The organism is Hansschlegelia quercus (assembly GCF_004310425.1).
GTDB lineage: Bacteria > Pseudomonadota > Alphaproteobacteria > Rhizobiales > Methylopilaceae > Methylopila > Methylopila quercus.
The window spans coordinates 153,951-175,506 of record NZ_SIUB01000005.1 but is presented as its reverse complement, the minus strand read 5'-3'; the positions used below and the strand labels follow the sequence as shown (position 1 = coordinate 175,506).

Below are 21,556 nucleotides of genomic sequence, written 5' to 3'. Positions count from 1 at the left end.
ATCGTTCAATACATCTCGAAATATTCGTTGTGCTCCCAGTCCGTCACAGCAGAGAGGAAGCGGTCGCCCTCGAACTTCTTCAGGCTATAGAAGTAATGGTGGAACGTCTCGCCCAGCGCCTCTCGCATGGTCTCGCTCGCCTTGAAGGCGTCAAGGGCTTCGAAAAGACTTCCCGGCAGTAGCGGGCGGTCGGAGAGGTAGGCGGCCGTCACCGCTTCGCCCGGCGAGGCTGCGATCTTCATGCCGTTGCGGCCCGCAATGATTTGGGACGCGACATAGAGATAAGGGTTTGCGGTCGGCTCGCCGATCCGGTTCTCGATCCGCGACGCGGGATCGCCGGGGCCGCCGATCACGCGCAGCATCGCGCCGCGGTTTTCAAGCGCCCAAGCCGCTTTGTAGGGCGCGAACCCGTCCGGGCGCTGACGCTTGTAGCCGTTGATCGTCGGCGTCGTGAGCAAAGACGAGCCGCCGGCGTTTGCGAGCAGGCCACCGAGATACGCCATCCCAGCGTCCGACAGCGGGCCGTCGCCGCTCTCCGCGACGAAGGCGTTCGAGCCGTTCTTGGTCAGAGACTGGTGCATATGCCAGCCGCTCGGGAAGGTGTTCGCGATCTTCGGCGAGGCCATGAAGCTCGCATGATAGCCGTTGCGGCGGCAGATCTGCTTGACTGCAGTGCGGAACAGCAGGGCTTTGTCGGCGGCTTCCGCGGCCGGCAGCGGCGCGAAGGTGACCTCGCACTGGCCCGGACCCCATTCGTCCTCGATCGTAGCGACAGGCAGGCCGAGGCCGCCGAGATTGTCCTCTAGCAGCCGGGCGATGTGGTCGATCTCGTCTCCGCGAAGATCGGTCAGATACTGATAGCCGTGCGCGATGTTCGCGACTTCCGGCGGGGTCGGGGGGTAGCCGCTGTCTTCCGGCGACAGCTTTGGATCGAGCATCCGGAAGACATAGAACTCGAATTCGAGGCCGACCGTCAGCCCGTAGCCGTCGCTCGCCAGACCGTCGAGCTGGCGTTTCAGCACGCCGCGCGTCGAGAGCGGGCAGGGCGCGCCATTTCGGAAGTAGGCGTCCGACAGGATCCAGCCGGTGTCGGGCGCCCACGGGATCGTGGTGAAGGTCGTCGGATCCGGCACAAGGACGCCGTCAGGCAGGCCAATCATCTCCGGAATGTTGAGATGATTTTCGTCCCCGAAAGGCGGCACTATCGGATGATTGGTGGTGTCGAAGATCGCGGTGACAAGCTGAAAATCCTTGCCGCCGACGAGGCTGGATTCAAACTCCGCGACGCTCAGCGTCTTCCCCCGGATGACTCCGTGCTGGTCTCCCCAGCCGACGCGGACGCGCTTGATATTCTCAGCTTTGAGCCGCTTGACCAGCTCCTTGCCCGAGCGGCGCTGATCCTCGCTCCATAGGCCATGTCGCGCGATGAAGCCTTCGTGGCCGGTTGAAGTCGCCATGTCTCGTTCCGCGTTGTAGGGAAATCGTCCTTCAACGCTGCCGCTGGGAACTGCCAAACGCAAGCGCCGATCGGAAAAATTTTTTCGTTTACGAAAATCAGTTGACGGAAAAGTGAAGGTGTCAGACGCTGCGCCATTCCCGGGCAGGGTCAAATCTTAGGCACAGAGGTTTCCATGACGGCGATCGACACCGCGCAAACGGGCTCCGCGCCTGGCTTGCCGAACTACGACATCGCAAGCCGCAAGGACGTGCACCGGCTGCACGGCGGCGCAATCGGACTGACGGGAGTGCTGCTGCTCACTGTGACCGGCGCAGCGCCCATCACAGCTATGCTCGGCAACGTGCCGATCGTGATCGGCAATGGCAATGGCATCGGCGCGCCGGCCGCCTTCCTGTTCGCGACGATCGTGCTCACCATCTTCTCGGTCGGCTATGCCGCCATGGCCCGCAAGGTCTCGGCGGTCGGCGGCTTCTACTCCTTCATCAGCCACGGCCTCGGCCGCGAGCTCGGCATGGCGATGGCGCTCGGCTCGATCGTCGCTTACTCCGTGTTCGAAGCCTCGCTCGCCGGCGCCTTCGCCTACTTCGCCGCCGCCAAGCTTGCCGGCTGGGGCATCACGATCGCCTGGCCCTATCTCGCTCTGATCATGCTCGTCGGCGTGACCATCCTGTCCTATTTCGACGTGAAGCTGTCGGCCGCGATCCTCGGCGTGGCCCTCGTCGGAGAGGTGATCTCGCTCGCGATTTTCGACATCGGGGTGTTCTCCCACGCCCATACCGGCGCGCATATCGACGTCGCCGCGCTTAATCCTCTGATGTCGTTCAAGGGTTTCGAGGCGCCAGCCGGCGCCGCCACCGCGGGCGTCGCCTCGATCGGCCTGTTCTTCGCCTTCTGGAGCTGGGTCGGCTTCGAGATGGCGCCGAACTATGCCGAAGAGTCCAAGAACCCGAAGAAGATCATCCCGCTCTCGCTTTACATCTCGGTGATCTCGCTCGGCATCTTCTACGTCATCACCAGCTGGGCGGCGCTCTCGAGCTACCCTTCAGTCGCGGACGCCATCGTCGCCGGCCAGACCGACGCCGCCAACTTCTTCCTGAAACCCGCTTCAATATTCGTCGGCGACTGGCTGAACGACGTGATGAGCTACCTCATCCTGACGAGCTCGTTCGCCTGCGGCATGGCGTTCCACAACACCGCCGCTCGCTACATCTACTCGCTCGGCCGTGAAGGCATCCTGCCTTCAGCGCTCGGCCGTACGCATGCGGTCTACAAGGCGCCGCACATCGCCTCCTTCGCTCAGACCGCGATCGCGGCCGTCGTCGTGCTCGCCTTCGCCGCGGTGCTCGGCAAGGACGACCCGAACCAGGCATTTGCGGGCCTCTACGGCCTGATGGCGCTGTTCGGCACCACGCTGATCCTCGTCGCGCAGGCGGTCGTCTCGATCGCGATCGTGTTCTACTTCCGCCGCGAGCACCCCGAGGACCATCACTGGTTCGAGACGCTGGTCGCGCCGATCGTCGCCTTCATCGCGCAGGTCGCGGTGATCGGCATGCTGTTCGCCAATCTCGACTTCCTCAGCGCCGGCTACAGCTTCGCCAAGTATATTCCGTGGCTGACGCTCGCCATCCTCGCCCTCGGGATCGTCGGCGCCTTCATCATGAAAAAGGCGGCCCCTGCGAAATACGACAGCATCGGGCGGATGATCTATCACGGCGTCGATTGACTGGAACGCCGCCGCCGCGCCCCGATGACGGGCGCGGCGGTCGCCCTCCCGCGCCGCCGCTGACGGGATCCCCAAGCCCGCACGACGCGAGCCAGTCCGGCCGCACCATCCCATCGACAGGCCGGCCATGACCCGATCGATCTATAAAGTCGACCCGGAGCAGGACTTCGCGTTCGCGGTGGAATTTATGGAGAAGCCGGTCGGCCATCACAGCGCCGGGCTCCAGCGCCTGTTGAACCTGTTCCGCGGCGAGCCCCTCGAAGGCAAATACGTCCTGGTCTGCGTCAAGCCGCATCGCGAGTGGCGGCTCGCGCGCCTGACCGGCGTGCGCGGCAAGCCCGTCGAGTTGGTCGGCGACATCCGCTTCACCGACCTGGAGACCGCCGAGCGCGCGGTGTTCAGGCTGCGGTGGAAGGAGCACACCGGCCAGGATCTGGCGATACAGTGAGCAGGCGGCCGTCATGTTGAAGATCACCGGCTATAGCGACCGGCTCTACGCCCGCGCCGGAGAGACCATCGACTTCAAGATCAACTGCGACGATCCCGGAGAATACGAAGCCGAGATCGTCCGTATCGTCTGCGGCGACGACAATCCGGAAGGTCCGGGCGTCAAGGAAATCCCGTTCGCCTGCGCCGCGAACGGCCGCTATCCCGCCCGCCGCCAGGAGATCCGCGCGGGCTCCTACGTCGCGGTCGATGATCCGGCGCCGCTCGCCGCTCTCAAGAGCTTCACGGTCGAGGCCTTCATCTGGCCGACGACCCCGGCGAAGGGCGTACAGGGCGTGATCGCGCATCGCGACGCCGACGCCGGCTTCGCGCTCATGGTCGACGCGAGCGGCTGTCTTGCGATCGAGGTCGGCGACGGGACTTCGGTCAAGACCCTGTCGTCCGACGCGCCGCTGCTGGCGCGCCGCTGGTACCATGTCGGCGCGAGCTTCGACGCGTCAGACAACTCGCTTCGGCTGTTCCAGCTGCCGCTCGCTCCCGTTCCACGCGTCGCGGACGAGGCGCGGATGAAGGTCACCGCCTCCTTCAAGCCGGCCGAGGCCGCATCCCCCGTTTACATCGCCGCCCTGCCGGAACTACGCGCCGTGAGCGCATTCTACAACGGCAAGATCGACAGCCCGCGCATCTTCGGAAGCCCCCTAGACGACGCGTCGCTTGCCTCCCTCGCTGCGGACGCTCCGATCGCGACAGGAGATCCAATCGCGGCTTGGGACTTCAGCGCCGACATGCACTCTCAGCGCGCCGTCGAGCGGTCCGACGGCCTCCACGGGCGCGTGGTCAACTTTCCCGCCCGCGCGATGGCGGGCTGGAACTGGACCGGCGAGATCATGGACTGGAAGCAAGACCCTTCTCAGTGGGGCGCGATCCACTTTCATGACGACGACATCTATGACGCGGGTTGGGAGACCGACTTCTCGCTGGTTATTCCTGATGACATGCCGAGCGCGCTCTACGCAGCGCGCATTCGGATGGACGGCGCGGAGGAATACGTCCCGTTCACCGTGACGCCGGCGCCGGGCAAGGAAAGCCGCATCGCCTTCCTGCTGCCCTACGCGACCTACATGGCCTACGCCAACGACCATCTCGGGACCGATGGCGGCAACGGCGAGCTGCTGAACAACATCCTGAACGTGCTCAACCCGCCCGATCTCTTCCTGAACGAACACTGGGAGTATGGTGGGTCGCTTTATGACAACCACTCCGACGGCAGCGGGATCTGCTACTCGTCGCGCCTGCGCCCGATCGTCAACCAGCGGCCGAAGACTCAAGGAGTGCTCGGCGGCTATGGCGGATCGAAGCTCTGGGGCCTCAATGCCGACACCCACATCATCGACTGGCTCCACGCCATGGGGCACGCCTTCGACGTCATCACCGACGAGGAGCTGAACGACCGTGGCGTCGCGCTGCTCGAGCCCTACGCGGTCGTCATCACGGGCTCCCATCCAGAATACGTCTCGACCGAGATGTGGGAGGCGACCCGCAGCTATCTCGATGGCGGCGGCAGGCTGATGTATTTAGGCGGCGACGGCTTCTACTGGCGGGTCGCCTACCACAGGGAATGCCCGGGGATTCTCGAGCTTCGCCGGGCGGAGACCGGCGTCCGCGCCTGGTCGGCCGAGGCCGGCGAATACTACCAGAGCTTCGACGGTCGCTATGGCGGCCTCTGGCTCCGGCAGGGCCGCGCGCCGCAAGGACTGGTCGGCGTCGGTTTCGCCGCTCAGGGGTTCGATCTCTCTTCTTACTACCGCCGCACGCCGGACAGCTTGAAGGCTGAAGTCCAGTTCATCTTCGAGGGGATCGGCGAGGACGAGCTCATCGGCGATTTCGGCCTGATCGGCGGGGGGGCCGCAGGCCTCGAGGTCGACCGCGCGGCTCCGGAGCTCGGCACGCCGCCCAACGCCTACGTGGTTGCGAGCTCGGAGGCGCACACAAACGCCTACTACATCGTGCCCGAGGAGTTTCTCGAGACAGGACCGGCGCTGGGCGGCGACGAAAACCCGTCAGTGCGCGCCGACATGACCTTCTTCGAGACGCCAAACGAAGGCGCGGTTTTCTCGGTCGGATCGATGGCTTGGGCGGGGAGCCTTTCTCACGCCGGCTACGACAACAACGTATCCCGCATCACGGACAATGTCCTTCGGCGTTTTCTTGATCCGACGGCGTTCTGACTGCAGCTATGTACAAGCTGGTTAAGTCGTTCTGACCAGAAGCGACCGCCCGCCTAGATGTCGTAAACGAACGACGCCATTCGATCGGAAGTCGAGTCGCGGACTTCGGCCAGCGTCGTATGGTCGAGGATGCCGGCGAGGGCTTCCCGAACGTTGAGCATCACGATCCTGATCTCGCAGGTCTCGATCGTCTGGCAGTCCGCGCATGGCGCGTAGTTCGACCGGCTCGCGCAGGCGATCGGGGCGAGCGGTCCGTCCAGGACGCGCAGGATCGCGCCGATCGTGATGTGCTCGGGGCGCCGAGCCAGCACGTAGCCGCCGTTCCGGCCTTTCTTGCTCGAGAGCATGCCGGCGGTTCGAAGCTCGCCGAGGATCGTGTCCAGAAACTTCTTCGGCGTGCCGTTATGCGCCGCGATCGACGCCACGAAGGCGCTCTGCCCGAAGTCGAGCCTCGACAGATACAACATGGCCTTGAGGCCATACTTCGCTTTTTTGGTCAGCATACCGCGCGACCAGACGTTTCGTTAGTTCGGCGCCGTAGAATGAGGCGCGTCCGACGGGAATACGGCGAAGCGGTTGAAATGCAGCCCGACCTCGTCGCCTTCGGTGATCGCCAGTTCCGGCGGCAACTGCGCTTCGATGCGCCGACGGGCGTCGCCGACCTCGATGTCGGCCCGCCGGAACGCGCCTGTACGGCGAAGCAACGTTACGCGTCCTGATACGCCTTCTCCGGTCGGACGAAGAACGACGTCCTGCGGTCGGACATGGAGACGGGCCTGGCCGTCGGGCGCGGAGAGCTGGCCGAGAGGCAGGACACTGCGATCCAGAACGGCCTCGCCGCCGCGCACCTCAATGGGCAGGAAGCTGGAATCGCCGATGAAGGCGTAGACGAATGGCGTCGCCGGACGGTCGTAGATGTCGTCGGGCGTCCCGATCTGCTGAAGCTCGCCCTTGCTCAGAACCGCGACGCGATCAGCAAGCTCGAGAGCTTCTTCCTGATCGTGCGTCACGAACACCGTCGTGTGTCCGGTCTCTTCGTGGATCGCCCGCAGCCAGCGGCGGAGATCCTTTCTCACCTGCGCGTCGAGGGCCCCGAACGGCTCGTCGAGCAACAGCACCTGCGGCTCGATCGCCAGAGCGCGGGCGAGCGCCACGCGCTGGCGCTGACCACCCGAGAGCTGTGCGGGATAGCGGTCGCCGAGTTCCGGCAGTTGAACGAGCTCCAGGAGCTCCTTCACCTTCCTGGCGATCTCGGACTCATGGGGCCGGCGCGAACGGTCGCGGGCGCGCAGGCCGAAGGCGATGTTGTCGGCGACCTTCATGTGCCGGAACAGAGCGTAATGCTGGAACACGAAGCCGACATTGCGCTGCTGGATGGAGGTCCGGGAGGCGTCGGTCCCGCCAAAGAAGATCTGACCTTCGTCGATTGTCTCCAGCCCCGCGATCGCGCGCAGCAGGGTCGTCTTGCCGGAGCCGGAGGGCCCGAGCAGCGCGACGAGTTCTCCCGATCGGATGTCGAGGCTGACGTCATGAAGCGCCGCGAAGGTCCCGTAGTCTTTGCTGACGTGGCGGATCTTGAGTTCCATCGTTTTGCTCCTCAGCGCCGACGGCCGGCGGCCAGTTGATCCGCGTAGCGCCACTCCAGAGCCGACTTCACGGCGAGGGTGACGAGGCCGAGCCCGGCGAGCACCGAGGCGACGGCGAAGGCCGCGACGAAGTTGTAGTCATTGTAGAGAATCTCGACCTGCAGCGGGATCGTGTTGGTCAGACCGCGCAGATGGCCCGAGACCACCGAGACCGCGCCGAACTCGCCCATCGCCCGCGCGTTTGAGAGCAGCACGCCGTAAAGCAGCGCCCAGCGGACGTTCGGCAGGGTCACGGACCAGAAAGTCCGCCAGCCGCCGGCGCCGAGCGACAGCGCGGCTTCCTCCTCGCTCGAGCCCTGCTCCTGCATCAGCGGGATCAGCTCGCGCGCCACGAAGGGGAAGGTCACGAAGATCGTCGCAAGGACAAGCCCCGGAGTCGCGAAGATGATCTGCAGATTGATGGTGTCGAGGTAGTGGCCGAGATACCCTTGAGCGCCGAACAGAAGCACGTAGGACATGCCGGATACGACGGGAGACACCGAGAAGGGCAAATCGATGAGCGTGACAAGAACGCTCTTGCCGCGGAAATCGAACTTCGCGATCGCCCAGGACGCGGCAAGGCCGAACACGACGTTCAATGGCACCGCAATCGCCGTCACCAGGAGGGTCAGCTTGATCGCCGCCCAGGTGTCGGGGTCGTCAAAGCTCTCGAGATATTTCGACACGCCGCCGCGGAAGGCCTCGGTGAAGACGGCAGCGAGCGGAAGGATAAGAACCGCAGCGATGAAGGCGAGAGATATCGCGATCACCACCCGGCGCGTGGCGGGAGTTTCCGTGGTCGCCGAAGGCGGCGGCGCGGGCGGCGTTTCGCGGCTGGGCGCGGTGGTTGCAGGAAAACGAAGCGCGATGTCAGCGGCCATGACCGAGCCTCTTGCGGGACCACGCCTCGACGAGGTTCACGAACAGCAGGATTGCGAAGGACAGGGCCAGCATGATCGTCGCGACCGCCGTAGCGCTGCCGTAGTCGAACTCCTCGAGCCGCATCACGATCAAAAGGGGCGCAATTTCCGAGACGTACGGAATGTTGCCGGCGATGAAGATGACCGAGCCGTACTCGCCGACCGCGCGTGCGAACGCCAAGGCGAAGCCTGTCAGGAGGGCGGGAAGAAGCGTCGGCAACACGACCTTGAGGAGCGCCCAGGCGCGTGAGGCGCCGAGCGTCGCCGCGGCTTCCTCGACCTCGCGATCGAGATCCGCCAGCACGGGCTGCAGAGTCCGCACGATGAACGGCAGGCCGATGAAGACAAGCGCTACGAAGATGCCGGCCGGCGTGAAGGCGACCTTGAACGGGATGATCGAGCCGACCCAACCGTTCGGGGCGTAGATCGAAGCGAGCGCGATGCCGGCGACCGCCGTTGGAAGCGCGAACGGCAGATCCACCGCTGCGTCTATGAGGCGGCGGCCGGGGAAGTCGTATCGCGTCAGCGCCCAAGCCACGATGAGGCCGAAGACGGCGTTCACAGCAGCCGCGGCGAGCGAAAGGCCGAAACTGAGCCTCAGCGCGTGCCCGACCCGGGCGTCGCTCGCGATCTGCCAGAGCCGCTCCGGCCCGAGCGAACCGGTCCAAAGCACGACCGCGCCGAGGGGTACGAGGATGACGACCGCGAGATAGAGCCAGGTGAATCCGAGCGCCGCTCCGAAGCCTGGAATTGCGCTCGGCTTTCTGAAAGTGGTCCCGCGTCCCCTTTTGCGAGGAGGTCGGCGATGCTGGGAATAGGCCCGATCAGTCAGGGCGCGCCCAATTTCAGCGTCAGACAACAATGCGCTCCTGCGCTCAAATTTCGAGCCGATCGCGAGGGGAAACCGCTCGGCGGCCACGCGAAAGTGCGGCGCAGCAACATGAACTGTCAACAACAATCTATAAAGTCGAGCAATTTTGTGGAAAGACATTGACTTCGCCCGATGCGGAACTCTAGCTGACGGGCGCATGGGCTGAGGGCCGGAACGCGCCTCGCTCGCATCACGAGGGGTCTGGAGACAAAAGATGAGTCACGCCACGATCGTGCGCGTCGATGGACGGCAAGCCGGCATCGCCGTCTGCCTCGAGCAGGATCAATTCCGATTCTTCTCGACGATGAGGGAGGCCTACCCCGTCGAGGACGGCACGTTCGGAAGCATCGCCGAAATCACGAACGCCGTGCGCGACGCACTGGCGGTGAGACGTTCCGCTTGGCCCGATGCAGGCCCCGTTCGCGTCGCTCGTCCGCTCGGGCACAGCTTTGCATGAGTGCTGCGCCTAAGCTCAAGATCGCGCCTGGCGTCGACGGCGTCTCGATCTGGAGCGACGCCCTCTTCAGAAGCGCGAACGCCGACAACCTTCGCCAGTTCGTGAGCCGCGCCTTCTCGGTGCCCGACGTGAGCGGGGTCGAGATCCGACCCGATGGCGGCTTCGCTCGCCTGTCCTATGCCGCCACCCGAGACGCGGCCGCGATCTGGAGGCGGCTAAACGCCTCCCTGCGAGGCGCTGTGGAAGCGCCGCACGACGCCTCCGGCCTGTTCCTGAACAGCGCGGCTCCCTGGCCTATCCGCGTCACCAAGGTCGGGGACGTGCTGTCCACGTGGCGAATGCGGTCCGAAGGCCAAGACCATCTGCGAGTCGCCCACCCGATCCTGCGCGGCCGCCGCGACGTCGCCTTCCGGCTGGAGGAGGTTCTGGCCGAAATCGTGGGGGTTGAGGAATTCCGGTCGAGCAGGCTCACGGGAGGCGTCCGCCTCCGATTCGACGCCAGCGTCCTGACCCTTTCGAAGATCGCTCGTGAATTGGAGGCCGCATGGCCTCGGGTGCTGAGCGGGATCGAAGGGCCTCCCGCCAAGACGCGTCTCTACGCCGCTGGCGGCCTTCTCGCTCTCGCCGCGGCCGGGCAGTTCGCCATTCCCGCCTTGCGCCCAGTGGCGGTGGCGGGCGTCGCCCTTTTCAGCGCGCCGAACGTCGCGCTCGCGGCGCGCCAGCTTCGGCACGGCCAGGTCGGCCTGCCCGCGCTCTACTCGACCGGCCTCGCCTTCCTCTTCATCACAGGCCTGCCACTGACAGGCACGATCATGGCCCTGCTCATGCAGCTTTGGCCGCATCTCGCCGAGCGTACGATCATCGATCGTCAGCGCAAGCTCTTCGCGACCCGCCGTAAGCGCCACGCCTGGGCTCGGCTGCCGCAAGACGACGGGGTGAACGTCGAGATCCACGTCGATGACCTTAAGCCCGGCGATCTCGTCGTGGTTCGACGCGGCGAGTTCGTGCCGGTGGACGGCGTCGTAACGGAAGGCGTGGCGGCAATTGTCGACGCACTCGCCAACGATCCGGATGGCGATGCGGATCTCGCTCCCGGCGACCCCGTGAACGCCGGCGCCTTCCTTCGGGATGGAGAAGTCGTCATCCGCGTGAGGCAGTCCGGCTCGGCGACCGCCGCCGCCCATATCGCGAAGTCTTTGCCGCACGCCTTCGTAGACGGATTGCCTTCGTCCGCCGTCGCTGAACTCGTCGCGAACCGCAATGCGAAGCCGGCCCTGGCGCTCTCGGCGCTGAGCTTTCTCGCTACGGGCGTGCTGCGCCCTTCGCAGGCAGTGATCCGACCGGACTACGCGACGGCGCCGCGCATCAGCGCCCAGTTCTCGGCGCTCTACGATCTGGCGAAAGCGCTCGACCACGGACTTTTCTTCCGCAACCCGGCGGCGTTGGACAAGGTCGGCGAATTCGACCTCTTCGTGTTCGACGACAGCGCCGCGCTTGATCGGCGCGCCGTCGCGATCTCAAACGTGCTGGTCAACGGTGCTTCCGACAAGGAGATCTTGGCTTACGCGGCGGTCGGCTTTCCCGATCTGCGTTCAGAGCGCGGACGGGCGATCCGCGCCTTGCTGGAGTCTCGGAGCGTAACCATTCCAGGGCCGGAGACGCTGCGCCGCGCGGGCGCCGTCGTGTTTCGTGATGATGTCGGCCAGACGATCGAACTACTGTCGCCCGCCCGGTTCGCGCTGTCGAAGCTCGAAGCGCCGGCTCGGCTCGAGGCCGCAGCTGCGCGCGCGACGAGCGAGGGGCAGCCAAAGCCCTTATGGGTCGTGCGAGACGGCTCGCCAATTGGCTTGGTGACGTTCGGGCGGAGCGGCGCGCCGGAAGCCGAAGCCGTGATTCGGGCGCTGAAGGCTAAGACGCCGTCCGCCCGTTTCGTCTATGTCTCGAGGCGCGCTGAAGCCGTAGCGCAGACGATCGCGGCAGGCGCCGGGATCGAGCACGTCGCAAGCGGACTGACGGCGCGGAAGAAGGCGGCGTTCATCCGGTCCCTTCCCCGCGCAGTCGTCTGGATCGGAGACGGCTCTCATGAGGATTCGAGGGAGGCGATGACCGCAAGCGCCGTCAGCGTCTCGCTTGCCGGTCTCTCATCAGCACCCGGCGACAACGCCGACATCCAACTGCTTAAGGGACGGCTCTCAGGGTTGCTCGATCTCGCGGACCTTGGCGCAGCGCACCGCCGCCGGCTGAAGGCCGACTACAAGACGGTCTACGCGGCGAACCTGCTTGCTGTGGCGGGCACGTTTCTCGCAGGCTTCGGAAGCCTTCGCGCCGGTCTATTCTCCAACCTCGGCACTGCCGTGGTTTACGCCCAGCACATCCGCCAGCTCGATGCGCTCGTGCAGGAACGCGAGGGCCGCGACGCCCGGCTGCGATCATCGATCCATCACTGACGCCAACGGAAGCCGGAGATCAGGCTCTCGGTCCGAACTTGGAATCCGTGAGCACGCTCTCGACGAGCTGCTTGACCTCGGCCTTGCGCTTTTGCGTGAACGCGACGCGCGCCCATAGCGGGGCCGTTGCGAAGAGCTCGACCTTGTCGGCGAGGAAGCTGATCTCGATCTCGACTGGATCGATGACGATGTGAAGCAGATTGTCGTCGTCCTCGTCCCACCCGTACTCGAAATCTTTCGGGGCGAGCGAGGCGTTCTTCTCGATGTTCTTTTCGAGCGATTTGCGTCGCGTCGCGTTCAGCGGCTTCTCGATCGAGAACTCGAATATCTTTTCGCGCTTCATGCCGTGGCCAATTGCCCCCGCCCGATCTTGTGATCTCTAGCCTTCGCCGCCTCCGCCCGTCCATTTGACCGCGCAGATTTGATGCTGCGACGCGCGATCGACGGATCGGATGCGCCCGCCGTCTCCGCCAAGCCGGCTTCAGCGCCAGCGCGACGCTCCGGATCCCATGCAAGCAAGAGGTCGGCCCACTCGAACCGAAGGATTGCGGCGAGCCGTTCCCAGCCTCGGCGCTGGCAGTAGTTCGCGAGCGCCCTGAAGCCTAGACGGCGTGTCAGCTTGCCGACCCACTTGCCGATCTTCGAGCGCAACGCACGCAGATTGACGCCTGAAAGCGCGACAAGGCCCAGCGAAAGCAAGCCCGCAATCACGCCAAGGATGATCGCGAGCCCATCCTTTTCGGCGAGACCGAGCGAGATCACGAAGATCGACATGGCGTGCAGCGGGTCGAAGCCGATCACGGGAAACGCGATCGTCGCGGCGAGGATGAAGACCAGAACCCCGACGATCCAGCGGCTGACGGGATGGCTGGTCCAGGCGAGCCTCGCCCGCGTCCTCTTCTCCGCGAACTCCATGACCGGCAGAAGCGCATGAATCGCGACCGCCAACGAACGGCGCGGCACCTGCTTTTCGAGGATGGCCTTCGGCAGTTTGAACTCGGTGCGGCCCGCGGCGAAATGGGCGCCGACGGCGGCGGCGGCGCGCGGGCTGAATGCGGGTGCGCCGGGCGCCGGAAGAAACGCCGAAACGGAGAACAGCATCAGAGAGGTTTCGACCCTCTCAGTCCCGATCGAATCCAGGATGTCTCCGATGGAGAAACTTTGGACGTCAGGATTCTTTGCAAGCACGTTCCGAAGCAAATCCGATGTTCGCGTGATCGGCGGCCGCTCGGCTTCGGAGCTGGGCCTGACGCGTGATGCGATGATCAAAGCCGACTGCCCTCTTTGACGATATGCGCCGCGCGGCCGGGACGACTCAGGGTCCTATCTGCGTCAGCCGCTTGATGGCCTGCTTCTGCTTCAGTTTTGCGAAGGTTCAGAGGGAACTTGTCCATCGCTGATGCTTCGTCCGTTGCAGGCCGGTAGCCGACGGATCGACCGTCGTCCGGTTTGACAACAATGGCCGCTCTCGGTAACGATCTCAAGACACAATCTATGGATTAGATAGTTTGTCTGATGGCGGTGTGAATGATGGCGTTCTCAGGCTGGCGAGCCGTCGCCAGCAGGGCCGGCCTCATCTTTGCCCCGGAGCACAGTCGCCGCGTTGCGTCGCCTTCGCGACCAGAACCACGCTGCAGCCCAGAGACTTGGGCCGCTTGAGCAACAGTAAGAAGGAAACGAGTTGATGGCTGCGACGGTCGCCGATCCCAACGAAGCGAACGCTTTTTCCATTCTTGGAGATGCGCTGGAGGCGGCCGCCGAGAGCATCGGCGACGCAAGCGCGAACGCCAGCGCTCAGGCCAAGGTCGCCGCCCGCAAGGTGAAGTCGGGAGTCAGCACGGGCGCCTATCACACCGCCTACGGCCTGTCCTTCGGCATCGTGTTCAGCGGCGTCTTTCTGAAAGAACTGCTGCCCGAGAACAGTTCGGTTCGCCGTGGGCTCGAAGAAGGGGCCGAGGCGGCCTTCGACGCGGTGGCCGCACGCAGGGCCGGCGCGTCGCCGGTCGTGGGCGACGAATTCGAGGACGAACTCAAGGAGCAGGCGAACGGTCGCAAGCCCGCCGCCCCGCGCGCTCGTAAGACGGTGCGCGTGACGAAGAAGGCGGCTGTCTGAGCCGACCGACGGGCGCGTGCGCAGCGACCGTCGCGCGCCCGATTTCATCATGGTCTTGCGACCGGAGGACCTCCTTGACCACGCCATCGAGACCCCCCGCCGCACGGCGGCCCCTGCCGCCCGCTCGTCTGTCAAACCCCAATTTCGAGATCGTCCATAAGCGGCTGCCCGAAACGCAATTCCTGTTCCGCGACCTCTTCGCTGCGGTCAGCGGCGGCCTGTCCTGGAGCGCCGAGCTTCTCGGCGCGGCCTATGCCGGCGCGGCGCGAAGCGCGCTGGAGCGCAAGGAGGCGCTGCAGGATTTGAACGCCGAACGGCGTGCGGCCTCGCGCCCGGCCGCCCGTACGCACGAGGCGCCGCACGACGGCGCCCACCGCGCTTAAAGCAACTCGTCCCCCGGTGAGTAATCGAGCCCATGACGCTGAACACATCGTCTTCGCCTAGGTCCGATCGTTCCGCCGCCCGGCAGTCCGGTCGAACGGCCGCGTCGCATGCCGCCAGCGGCGGCCAGCGCTCGCGGGGGGCGCGGCGGCCCCGCTCGAAGGCGTCCGAGCTTCACGTGACTTTTCCGTCTGATGACACGGTGCAGTTCGCGAGCGACAGCCTGTTCGTGAGCCCGCGCGGACCACTCGCCCGGACTTTCTTCGAGCGCGCCTTCCGATCGTCCGGCGTCGTCGAAGTGGCTGTGGACGGCGCGAAGCGCGTCGCTCAGGTGAAGTTCGGGGCGCCGCTTTCAAGAGACGACAGCCGCATCGCCGAGCTCGGCAAAGCGCTGTCGGGGCGAACCTCGCCGCCGCAGGCGCCCGAGCTGAAGCTGCCGGAGGATTTCGATCTTGGAACGTCCCGGGAGGTGAGGCTGCGCCGCCATGGAGAGCGGCTGTCGACATGGACGGTCCGGAGCGCGATCCCCGGCCGCATCCGCCTTTACAATCCCGCAATCCTGCGTCGGCGAGAACTCTGCCAGGCGATCGAACGCGAGTTCATGAACACGCTGGGCGTCGATCGCTACGCCACCAACGAGCTAACCGGGACGGTTCTCGTCCACCACGATCCGAAGGTCATCCGCGCCGATCAGATCGTCGAGCTGCTCGATTATGCAGTCGTCTCGACCGGGGACGTTCCTCTTTCGCCCGTCGATCTCGACCTGCCGATAGCGACCGCCTCGGTGGCCCTCGCGACGGTCAGCCGCTTCTTCGTTCCGGGCCTCACGCCGCTCAGCGCCGCATTGTTCCTGTTCTCGGTGATCCCGAGCTTCAAGAGCGCCTACGAAGTCCTGTTCAAGGAGAAACGCCTCGGCGTGGACGTGCTCGACGCAATCGTCGTCGCGGCTTGCCTCGCGACCAACCAGGTGTTGGCCGGCACCGTCCTCGGCTTCACGCTCAGCGTTTCCCGAAAGCTCGTCGAGAAGACCGAAGACGATTCCAAGAAGATGCTCCTGAACGTGTTCGGGAAGCAGGCCCGGTTCGTCTGGCTCGATGTCGACGGGACCGAGGTCGAGACCCCGCTCGAGCGCCTCAAGGTCGGGGACGTCATCGTCGTGCATACCGGCGAGGCCGTGCCCGTCGACGGCGAGGTCGTCGACGGCATGGCGATGATCGACCAGCACACGCTGACCGGCGAAGCCGCGCCGGTCGAAAAGCTGAAGGGCGACAAGGTCCTCGCCTCCACCACCGTGATCGGCGGCAAGGTGCGCGTCGCGGTGACGAGCGCGGGCGACCAGACAACCTCCGCCAAGCTCGCGCAGATCCTGAACGACACCGCCGGCTACAAGCTGAAGTCTCAGTCCCGCGGCGAGGAGCTCGCCGACAAGGCCGTCGCCCCGACGCTTGCCTTGGGCGCTCTCGGCCTCGCGACTACGGGCGTCGCGAGCGCCACCGCGGTGGTGAACTGCGATCTCGGCACAGGCATTCGCATGGCGGCGCCGATCGCCATGCTGAGCTCGCTGACGCTGAGCGCCGAGCACGGCGTGCTGGTCAAGGACGGCCGCGCGCTCGAGACGCTTCGGAAGGTCGACACATTCCTGTTCGACAAGACCGGGACGCTGACGCGCGAGCAGCCCGAGGTCGGCCGCATCCTCACCTATAACGGGGATTCGGAGGACCAGATCATCGCCTGGGCGGCGTCCGCCGAGAACCGCTTCAGCCACCCGATCGCGAAGGCCATCATCGCCAAGGCGCGCGCGCTCGGCGTCAGCGTGCCGAGCACCGACGATTCCAAATACGACGTCGGCTACGGCATCAGGGTCGAGGTCGAGGGCCATGTCGTGCGGGTCGGCAGCGCGCGGTACATGACCCATGAAGGCGTGAAGCTTCCCTCTTCCGTCGAGAGGGAGCTCGAGGCGGCGCATGCCGAGGGGCACTCGCTCGTCATGGTGAGCGTCGACGGAAAGCTCGGCGGCGCTCTCGAACTCCGCGCTTCGGAGCGTCCGGAGGCGGCCGAGATCATCAGGGGATTGCGCGCTCGCGGCGCGAAACACCTAGCGATCATTTCGGGCGATCACGAGCAGCCCACGCGCCGCCTCGCGGAGCGGCTCGGCATGGACCGGCACTTCGCCGAGGTGCTGCCCCAGGACAAGGCGCGCTATGTCGAGCTGCTCCAGAAGGAAGGTCGGACCGTGTGCTTCATCGGCGACGGCGTGAACGACTCCATCGCGCTGAAGAAGGCCAACGTCTCGATCTCTCTGCGCGGCGCTTCGAGCATTGCGACAGACACCGCGCAGGTCGTGCTGATGGAGGACAGTCTCCTGAAGCTTCTGCAGCTCCATGACGTATCCACCAACCTCCATCGAAACATAAACCGAAGCTGGGGCCTCGTCATCGTCCCGAACGTCATCTGCATCGCGGGCGCGTTCTTCGGCGGCTTCGGCGTCATGCACTCGATGATCTTCAACCAGATCGGCGGATTGCTGGCGGTCGGCAACGGACTTCTTCCGCTGCGGAAGGCGACGGCTCTGCGCGCCGAGAAGGAACGTCTCCTTCTGAGGTGAGGACCGCGTGGCGCTGCCGCGCCGCGCCGGCCACCGACCTGACGCATCGATGCACGCCTTGCTCAGGTGCAACGCAGCAGCCGGAGGCTCGTCAAGAAAGAGCATACTCCTAGTAGACTTATAGAATTCTTTTTACTCTCAGTGAGTTAGAAGGATTTTTTTTGCAGCACTGCATTGCGAAATCCGTAGTCGCACTGCATGATGTGTCAGGTTAGTGACGATGTCGGCCGCGCTCCGAAGCCGCGTCGACGAAGAGCATCCGCAAGACTGCATGCCGCCTCAGCGCCTCGCCGGCGCGTCCGGCAGTTGTGCGACAAGCCGGGGTTCAAGCGACCAGCACATAGGCGATCCAAGAGCGGGATCGATAAGCAACCGGAACTTACGAGAGGCGCAACGGCATCATGACATCACGGGCGGCTTATTCGGATCAGAATGGATTTGAAGGCGGATCCACCCAGGAAGCTCCCACGGAACTTCGCCGCTCGTGTCTTTCCTATCCGGAAGTCCTCGCCCAGTCGGTGTCGGTCATCGCGCCGTCGACCGTCCCTGCCGCCATTCTCGGCCTCATCTTCGCGTCCGCCGGCAACGGCGCCTGGCTGAGCTTTGCGCTCGGGATGCTCGGCCTCGTGCTGGTCAGCCTCAACGTCAACCAGTTCACCACGCGCTCGGCGTCGCCGGGCTCGCTCTACAGCTACATTGTCCAGGGCCTCGGCCCGACCGCCGGCATCCTCGGGGGATGGGCGCTCGTTTTCGCATATATTCTGACGGGCATGTCGACGCTCTGCGGCTTCGCGATCGTCGGCGACGTCCTTCTCCAGCAGGCGGCCGGATTGCATGCGCCGATGCTCGTCTGGTTCGCGGGCGGCGCGGCGGCGTCTTGCTGGATCGCGATGCGCAACATCCAGCTCTCCGCCAAGACGATGCTGGTTTTCGAGGTCGTCGCTCTCATCTCCATCGTCGTGCTCGGAATCATCATCTGGTCGAGCCACGGCTTCGAAGTGGACGCCGCTCAGTTCCGGCTTGAGGGCGGCACCCCGAGCGGGATCCTGGTCGGCGTGGTCCTCGTGGTCTTTGGCTTTTCCGGCTTCGAGAGCGCGAGTTCGCTCGGCGCGGAGGCCAAGAATCCGCTGAAGTCGATCCCCCGCGCGGTCACGCACAGCGTCCTGTTCTCCGGAATCGTCTTCATCTTCATGGCCTATGTGGTTGTGCTGGGGTTCCACGGCGCGCCGGAATCGCTCGCGACCTCCGAAGCGCCGCTGAACTACCTCGCGTCCAGCCTCGGCTGGGGTCCGCTCGGCACGATCATCACCATCGGCGTGGCTCTCAGCTTCTTCGCCTGCACGCTTGCCGCCATCAATTCGACCGCCCGCATCATCTTCTCGATGGCGCGCCACGGGCTGTTCTTCGAGGCGCTCGGCGAGGCCCACGAAACCAACCGGACGCCTCATATCGCGGTGGCGGTCTCGGCGGCGATCACCTTCGCTGCGCCCGCGGCCATCTATATGGCCGGCGTCACGCCGTTCGACGCGCAGGGTTATTTCGGCACGCTGTGCAGCTTCGGCTTTATCCTGGTCTACATCCTGATCACGGTCGCGGCCCCGCTCTATCTGCAGTCGATCGGTAAGCTGTCGGCGCGCGCGGTGGCCTATTCGGTTGGCGGCGTGGCGTTCATGGCCCTGCCGCTGCTCGGCACGGTCGGCCTGCCGGGAAGCGCTTTGTTCCCGCCGATCGATCACACCAACTCCGTCCTCGCGTCGATCTTTCTCGGATACATGGCGGTCGGCGCCGCATGGCTGCTGGCCGAACGCATCCGCCGGCCGAGGATGATCTCCGACGTCAGAGGCGCCGTCGCCGACGTTCAGCTTCAGTTCGGCGCCGGCGCGGAGCGCCTGGCCTGAACGCAGCGCGCGCCTCGCTCTCCGTCTCCAAACGTCCCGGCAGCAACGCCGTCGCGGAAAAGCCTGAAGAAAGGTCACATCCAGATGTCTGACACCGCTCTCGCCACCTCCGAGCGCAATACCTTCTCATCCCTCGGCGACGCGCTCGAGACCGCCGCCGAATATGTCAGCGCCGCGGGCGCGACCGCCGGCGCTTCGGTGAAGTCGGCGGCGGCCAAGACTGGCGAGGTCGCCGGCGTCGGCGCCTACAAGACGGCCTATGGCCTGTCCTTCGGCCTCGTCTTCGGCGCGGTCTTCCTGAAAGAGCTTCTGCCCGCCGGGAATGCGCTTCGCCGCGGCTTCGAGGACGGCGCCGACGCCGCTTTCGACGCGGTCGAGGCGCGCAAGTCGAGCGACGAGACTCTCGGGGACGAGATCGCGGTCGCGCCGAAGCGCAAGGCGCCCGTTCGCAAGACGGTGAAAGCGACCGCCTCAGAGGCGAACTGAACGCGCGCTGACGACGGAGCTGGCTTGCCGCTCCGTCGTCAGCGGACGAACGAACCGCGCCATGATGCGCTTGCAAGCCGGGGATCGGCCGGTCTTGCGAGAACTTCCGCAGGTCGAGAAATGTGTCTCCCGCGGAGTTCGCGCTTCTTTGTAGAAGCGGCTTCTCGCATCGCCTAAGCCGGACGATGTTTTCGAGGCGTTTGCGCGCTCTTGCAGCTTGGCTCTGACGGAGAGGGGACGCTTTCATCGCCCGTTTCCATCCAGCTCCTACAGATAAAATATCAACTCTATCGACGCTTGCTTTCGCGAGGGAGCTCGAACGTCTACGGCCGTTTGTGGGTCCGCCCGGATTCGGCTGATGGCGAACCAGGCCGATCGTCCTCCGACCCGCGAACTGCTTGGCCTGATCGCTGCCACCGCGATCGATAAGCGAGGAAAAGCCGGAAGCGCTAAGCGCCAGCACCGGAAGCCGGACAAACGCCGCGAAGGCGACCTCGTGGATCGGCGTCGTCTCAGGTCAGTATGGCTTGACGTAAGTGGCTGCGGCGTGAGCATTATTCAGGTCATAACGCTTGCCTAGCGCGGGGCGCGCAACGCACGGAAGCGCACTTTCTCCAGGACGGTCGCTGCGTGCTTAAGGCTGGCTCGCTTGTGTTCGGCCATTGCGTTTCCTCGCTGCATGGGGGACGGACCTTGATCTTCGAAGAAGCAAAGTTTTAGGGCTTTTGCAGGCCAGCCGGAGCGCCGATTGCTCTCAGCCACCGCTGACCTAACCTTCCACAGCGCGATTACATGAGACAGTTGTGCGGACTGGTCCCAGGCTAACTGGACCGCTGGAAGCTCACTCCGCGAGGCGCGATCGACGCAGTCGCGGCGATGAGCAGGGCCGATCGGCCATCCCGGGCGGAACGCCACGCTGACACAGCGACGGGCTAGCGTTCCGTTACACTACGTTGTCACAGTTGCGAGTCGGAATGCTCGCCGGGCTTCGCGTCGAAGACCTTCGGCCCCTCGACGAGGTGGAAGGTCAGCGCCGGCCGGCTGACGTCGATCGCTCCTTGACGTCGCGCCGCGGGACCGTTCGTTCCAGGCGAACAGGCCGATCTTCGCCGTGGACTAGGCGGCGTTGAAGGCGACCAGAAGTTTCTTGGTCATGGGCTGCGCCTTCAATCGCCGCGCGCGTCCCGGGCAGACGGTCAGAAGCGATAGGTCACGCCGACGCCGGTCACCCAGGGGTTGATCTTGGCCTTGCCGCGCACGTCGGCGCCGCCAGCCGTCAGCCTGATCTTCGGCTGCATATAGATCTTCTTGACGTCGAAGTTCACGCCCCAATGCTCGTTGAACATGTAGTCGAAGCCGACCTGAGCGGCGGGGCCGACGGAGTTCTTGAGCTTGAGATGCGACAGGCCCGGACCGCTGTCCTCGTTGAAGTAGATCGAGTAGTTCACGCCGACGCCGACATAAGGCTTGAACGCGCCGAAACCGGTGAAGTGATACTGCGCCGTGACTGTCGCCGGGATCACCCAGGCGTCGCCGATCTTCAAGCCGTCGATCGCCCCACGGCCCCTGATCTTGTGGTGGGACGCGCAGCAGATCACTTCGACCGCCAGATTCGGCGTGAAGAAGTAGCTGAAGTCGATCTCCGGCATCACGTCGTAGGAGACGTGGGCGCTTCCCGCGATGTTCAGCTTGGCCGACGAATCGGTCAGCAGACCGATGGCGCGGACGCGGATCATGAACCGGCTCCAGTCCGACGGAGAAGCGGCGACGAAGCTCGGCGATTCAGGGATGTCGGCGGCGCGGGCTTGTCCCGCAAGCGACGCCGACGCGAGCAACGCGGCGGACAAGGCGTAGAGCGACTTCACGTTAACCCCCTTCAGAAACGGACTTATTCCG

Annotated in this window: 18 protein-coding genes; 10 read left to right on the top strand and 8 right to left on the bottom strand. The window is 65.0% G+C overall.

From position 1 onward, the window contains the following. Positions 1-5: 5 nt before the first annotated feature. Entirely contained in the window at positions 6-1,457 is a 1,452-nt protein-coding gene (locus EYR15_RS11770; protein WP_131003739.1) for a glutamine synthetase family protein, read from the bottom strand. 174 nt (positions 1,458-1,631) lie between these two features. On the opposite strand from EYR15_RS11770, the gene EYR15_RS11765 reads away from it, so the two are divergent. The 3 genes from EYR15_RS11765 to EYR15_RS11755 all read left to right on the top strand — a co-directional run bounded on the left by EYR15_RS11765 (position 1,632) and on the right by EYR15_RS11755 (position 5,857). Next, the gene (locus EYR15_RS11765) at positions 1,632-3,182 is read left to right on the top strand and encodes an APC family permease (RefSeq protein ID WP_131003738.1); all 1,551 of its coding nucleotides are present in this window, start codon (positions 1,632-1,634) and stop codon (positions 3,180-3,182) included. Positions 3,183-3,309: 127 nt separating this feature from the next. Further along, positions 3,310-3,630 (top strand): N,N-dimethylformamidase alpha subunit family protein, encoded by a 321-nt coding sequence (locus EYR15_RS11760; protein WP_131003737.1) that lies wholly within the window; start codon positions 3,310-3,312, stop codon positions 3,628-3,630. Positions 3,631-3,643: 13 nt separating this feature from the next. Then, complete coding sequence (locus tag EYR15_RS11755; protein WP_131003736.1) at positions 3,644-5,857, top strand: N,N-dimethylformamidase beta subunit family domain-containing protein; 2,214 nt, start codon at positions 3,644-3,646, stop codon at positions 5,855-5,857. Between the two features lie 53 nt (positions 5,858-5,910). Here the strand turns inward: EYR15_RS11755 and EYR15_RS11750 are convergent, their stop codons facing one another. From EYR15_RS11750 to cysT, 4 genes are read right to left on the bottom strand one after another with little or no spacing between them, the layout of a single operon-like run. Continuing rightward, entirely contained in the window at positions 5,911-6,360 is a 450-nt protein-coding gene (locus EYR15_RS11750) for an RrF2 family transcriptional regulator (protein WP_131003735.1), read from the bottom strand. Positions 6,361-6,381: 21 nt separating this feature from the next. Continuing rightward, positions 6,382-7,443, bottom strand: a complete 1,062-nt coding sequence (locus tag EYR15_RS11745) for a sulfate/molybdate ABC transporter ATP-binding protein (protein WP_131003734.1) — start codon at positions 7,441-7,443, stop codon at positions 6,382-6,384. Between the two features lie 11 nt (positions 7,444-7,454). Next, the gene (gene cysW / locus EYR15_RS11740) at positions 7,455-8,363 is read right to left on the bottom strand and encodes a sulfate ABC transporter permease subunit CysW (RefSeq protein WP_131003733.1); all 909 of its coding nucleotides are present in this window, start codon (positions 8,361-8,363) and stop codon (positions 7,455-7,457) included. Next, positions 8,353-9,153 carry a sulfate ABC transporter permease subunit CysT gene (gene cysT, locus EYR15_RS11735; protein WP_245498288.1) on the bottom strand — a complete coding sequence of 267 codons (801 nt, stop codon included), beginning with the start codon at positions 9,151-9,153 and terminating at the stop codon, positions 8,353-8,355. The genes cysW and cysT overlap by 11 nt, the downstream gene beginning before the upstream one ends. Before the next feature lie 334 nt (positions 9,154-9,487). Between cysT and EYR15_RS11730 the strand changes: the two genes are divergently transcribed. Next, complete coding sequence (locus tag EYR15_RS11730) at positions 9,488-9,730, top strand: hypothetical protein (protein WP_131003731.1); 243 nt, start codon at positions 9,488-9,490, stop codon at positions 9,728-9,730. Then, positions 9,727-12,177 (top strand): P-type ATPase actuator domain-containing protein, encoded by a 2,451-nt coding sequence (locus tag EYR15_RS11725; protein WP_131003730.1) that lies wholly within the window; start codon positions 9,727-9,729, stop codon positions 12,175-12,177. The genes EYR15_RS11730 and EYR15_RS11725 overlap by 4 nt, the downstream gene beginning before the upstream one ends. Positions 12,178-12,196: 19 nt before the next feature. Here EYR15_RS11725 and EYR15_RS11720 read toward each other — a convergent pair whose 3' ends face one another. Together EYR15_RS11720 and EYR15_RS11715 are read right to left on the bottom strand one after the other, a co-directional pair. Next, entirely contained in the window at positions 12,197-12,520 is a 324-nt protein-coding gene (locus EYR15_RS11720) for a hypothetical protein (RefSeq protein ID WP_131003729.1), read from the bottom strand. Continuing rightward, the gene (locus tag EYR15_RS11715; protein ID WP_280987274.1) at positions 12,517-13,377 is read right to left on the bottom strand and encodes an exopolysaccharide biosynthesis protein; all 861 of its coding nucleotides are present in this window, start codon (positions 13,375-13,377) and stop codon (positions 12,517-12,519) included. The genes EYR15_RS11720 and EYR15_RS11715 overlap by 4 nt, the downstream gene beginning before the upstream one ends. Before the next feature lie 484 nt (positions 13,378-13,861). Here EYR15_RS11715 and EYR15_RS11710 point away from each other — a divergent pair, with 484 nt between their 5' ends. The 5 genes from EYR15_RS11710 to EYR15_RS11690 all read left to right on the top strand — a co-directional run bounded on the left by EYR15_RS11710 (position 13,862) and on the right by EYR15_RS11690 (position 19,660). Continuing rightward, complete coding sequence (locus tag EYR15_RS11710; RefSeq protein WP_131003727.1) at positions 13,862-14,290, top strand: hypothetical protein; 429 nt, start codon at positions 13,862-13,864, stop codon at positions 14,288-14,290. Between the two features lie 74 nt (positions 14,291-14,364). Continuing rightward, complete coding sequence (locus tag EYR15_RS11705) at positions 14,365-14,673, top strand: hypothetical protein (RefSeq protein ID WP_131003726.1); 309 nt, start codon at positions 14,365-14,367, stop codon at positions 14,671-14,673. 176 nt (positions 14,674-14,849) lie between these two features. Next, positions 14,850-17,276: a heavy metal translocating P-type ATPase gene (locus EYR15_RS11700; RefSeq protein ID WP_245498274.1), complete on the top strand. Its 2,427-nt coding sequence runs from the start codon at positions 14,850-14,852 to the stop codon at positions 17,274-17,276. Positions 17,277-17,794: 518 nt separating this feature from the next. Beyond that, positions 17,795-19,174: an APC family permease gene (locus EYR15_RS11695; RefSeq protein WP_245498273.1), complete on the top strand. Its 1,380-nt coding sequence runs from the start codon at positions 17,795-17,797 to the stop codon at positions 19,172-19,174. Positions 19,175-19,258: 84 nt separating this feature from the next. Beyond that, complete coding sequence (locus EYR15_RS11690) at positions 19,259-19,660, top strand: hypothetical protein (protein ID WP_131003723.1); 402 nt, start codon at positions 19,259-19,261, stop codon at positions 19,658-19,660. A gap of 1,196 nt (positions 19,661-20,856) precedes the next feature. Here EYR15_RS11690 and EYR15_RS11685 read toward each other — a convergent pair. Next, the gene (locus EYR15_RS11685; protein WP_131003722.1) at positions 20,857-21,525 is read right to left on the bottom strand and encodes an OmpW/AlkL family protein; all 669 of its coding nucleotides are present in this window, start codon (positions 21,523-21,525) and stop codon (positions 20,857-20,859) included. Positions 21,526-21,556: the final 31 nt, after the last annotated feature.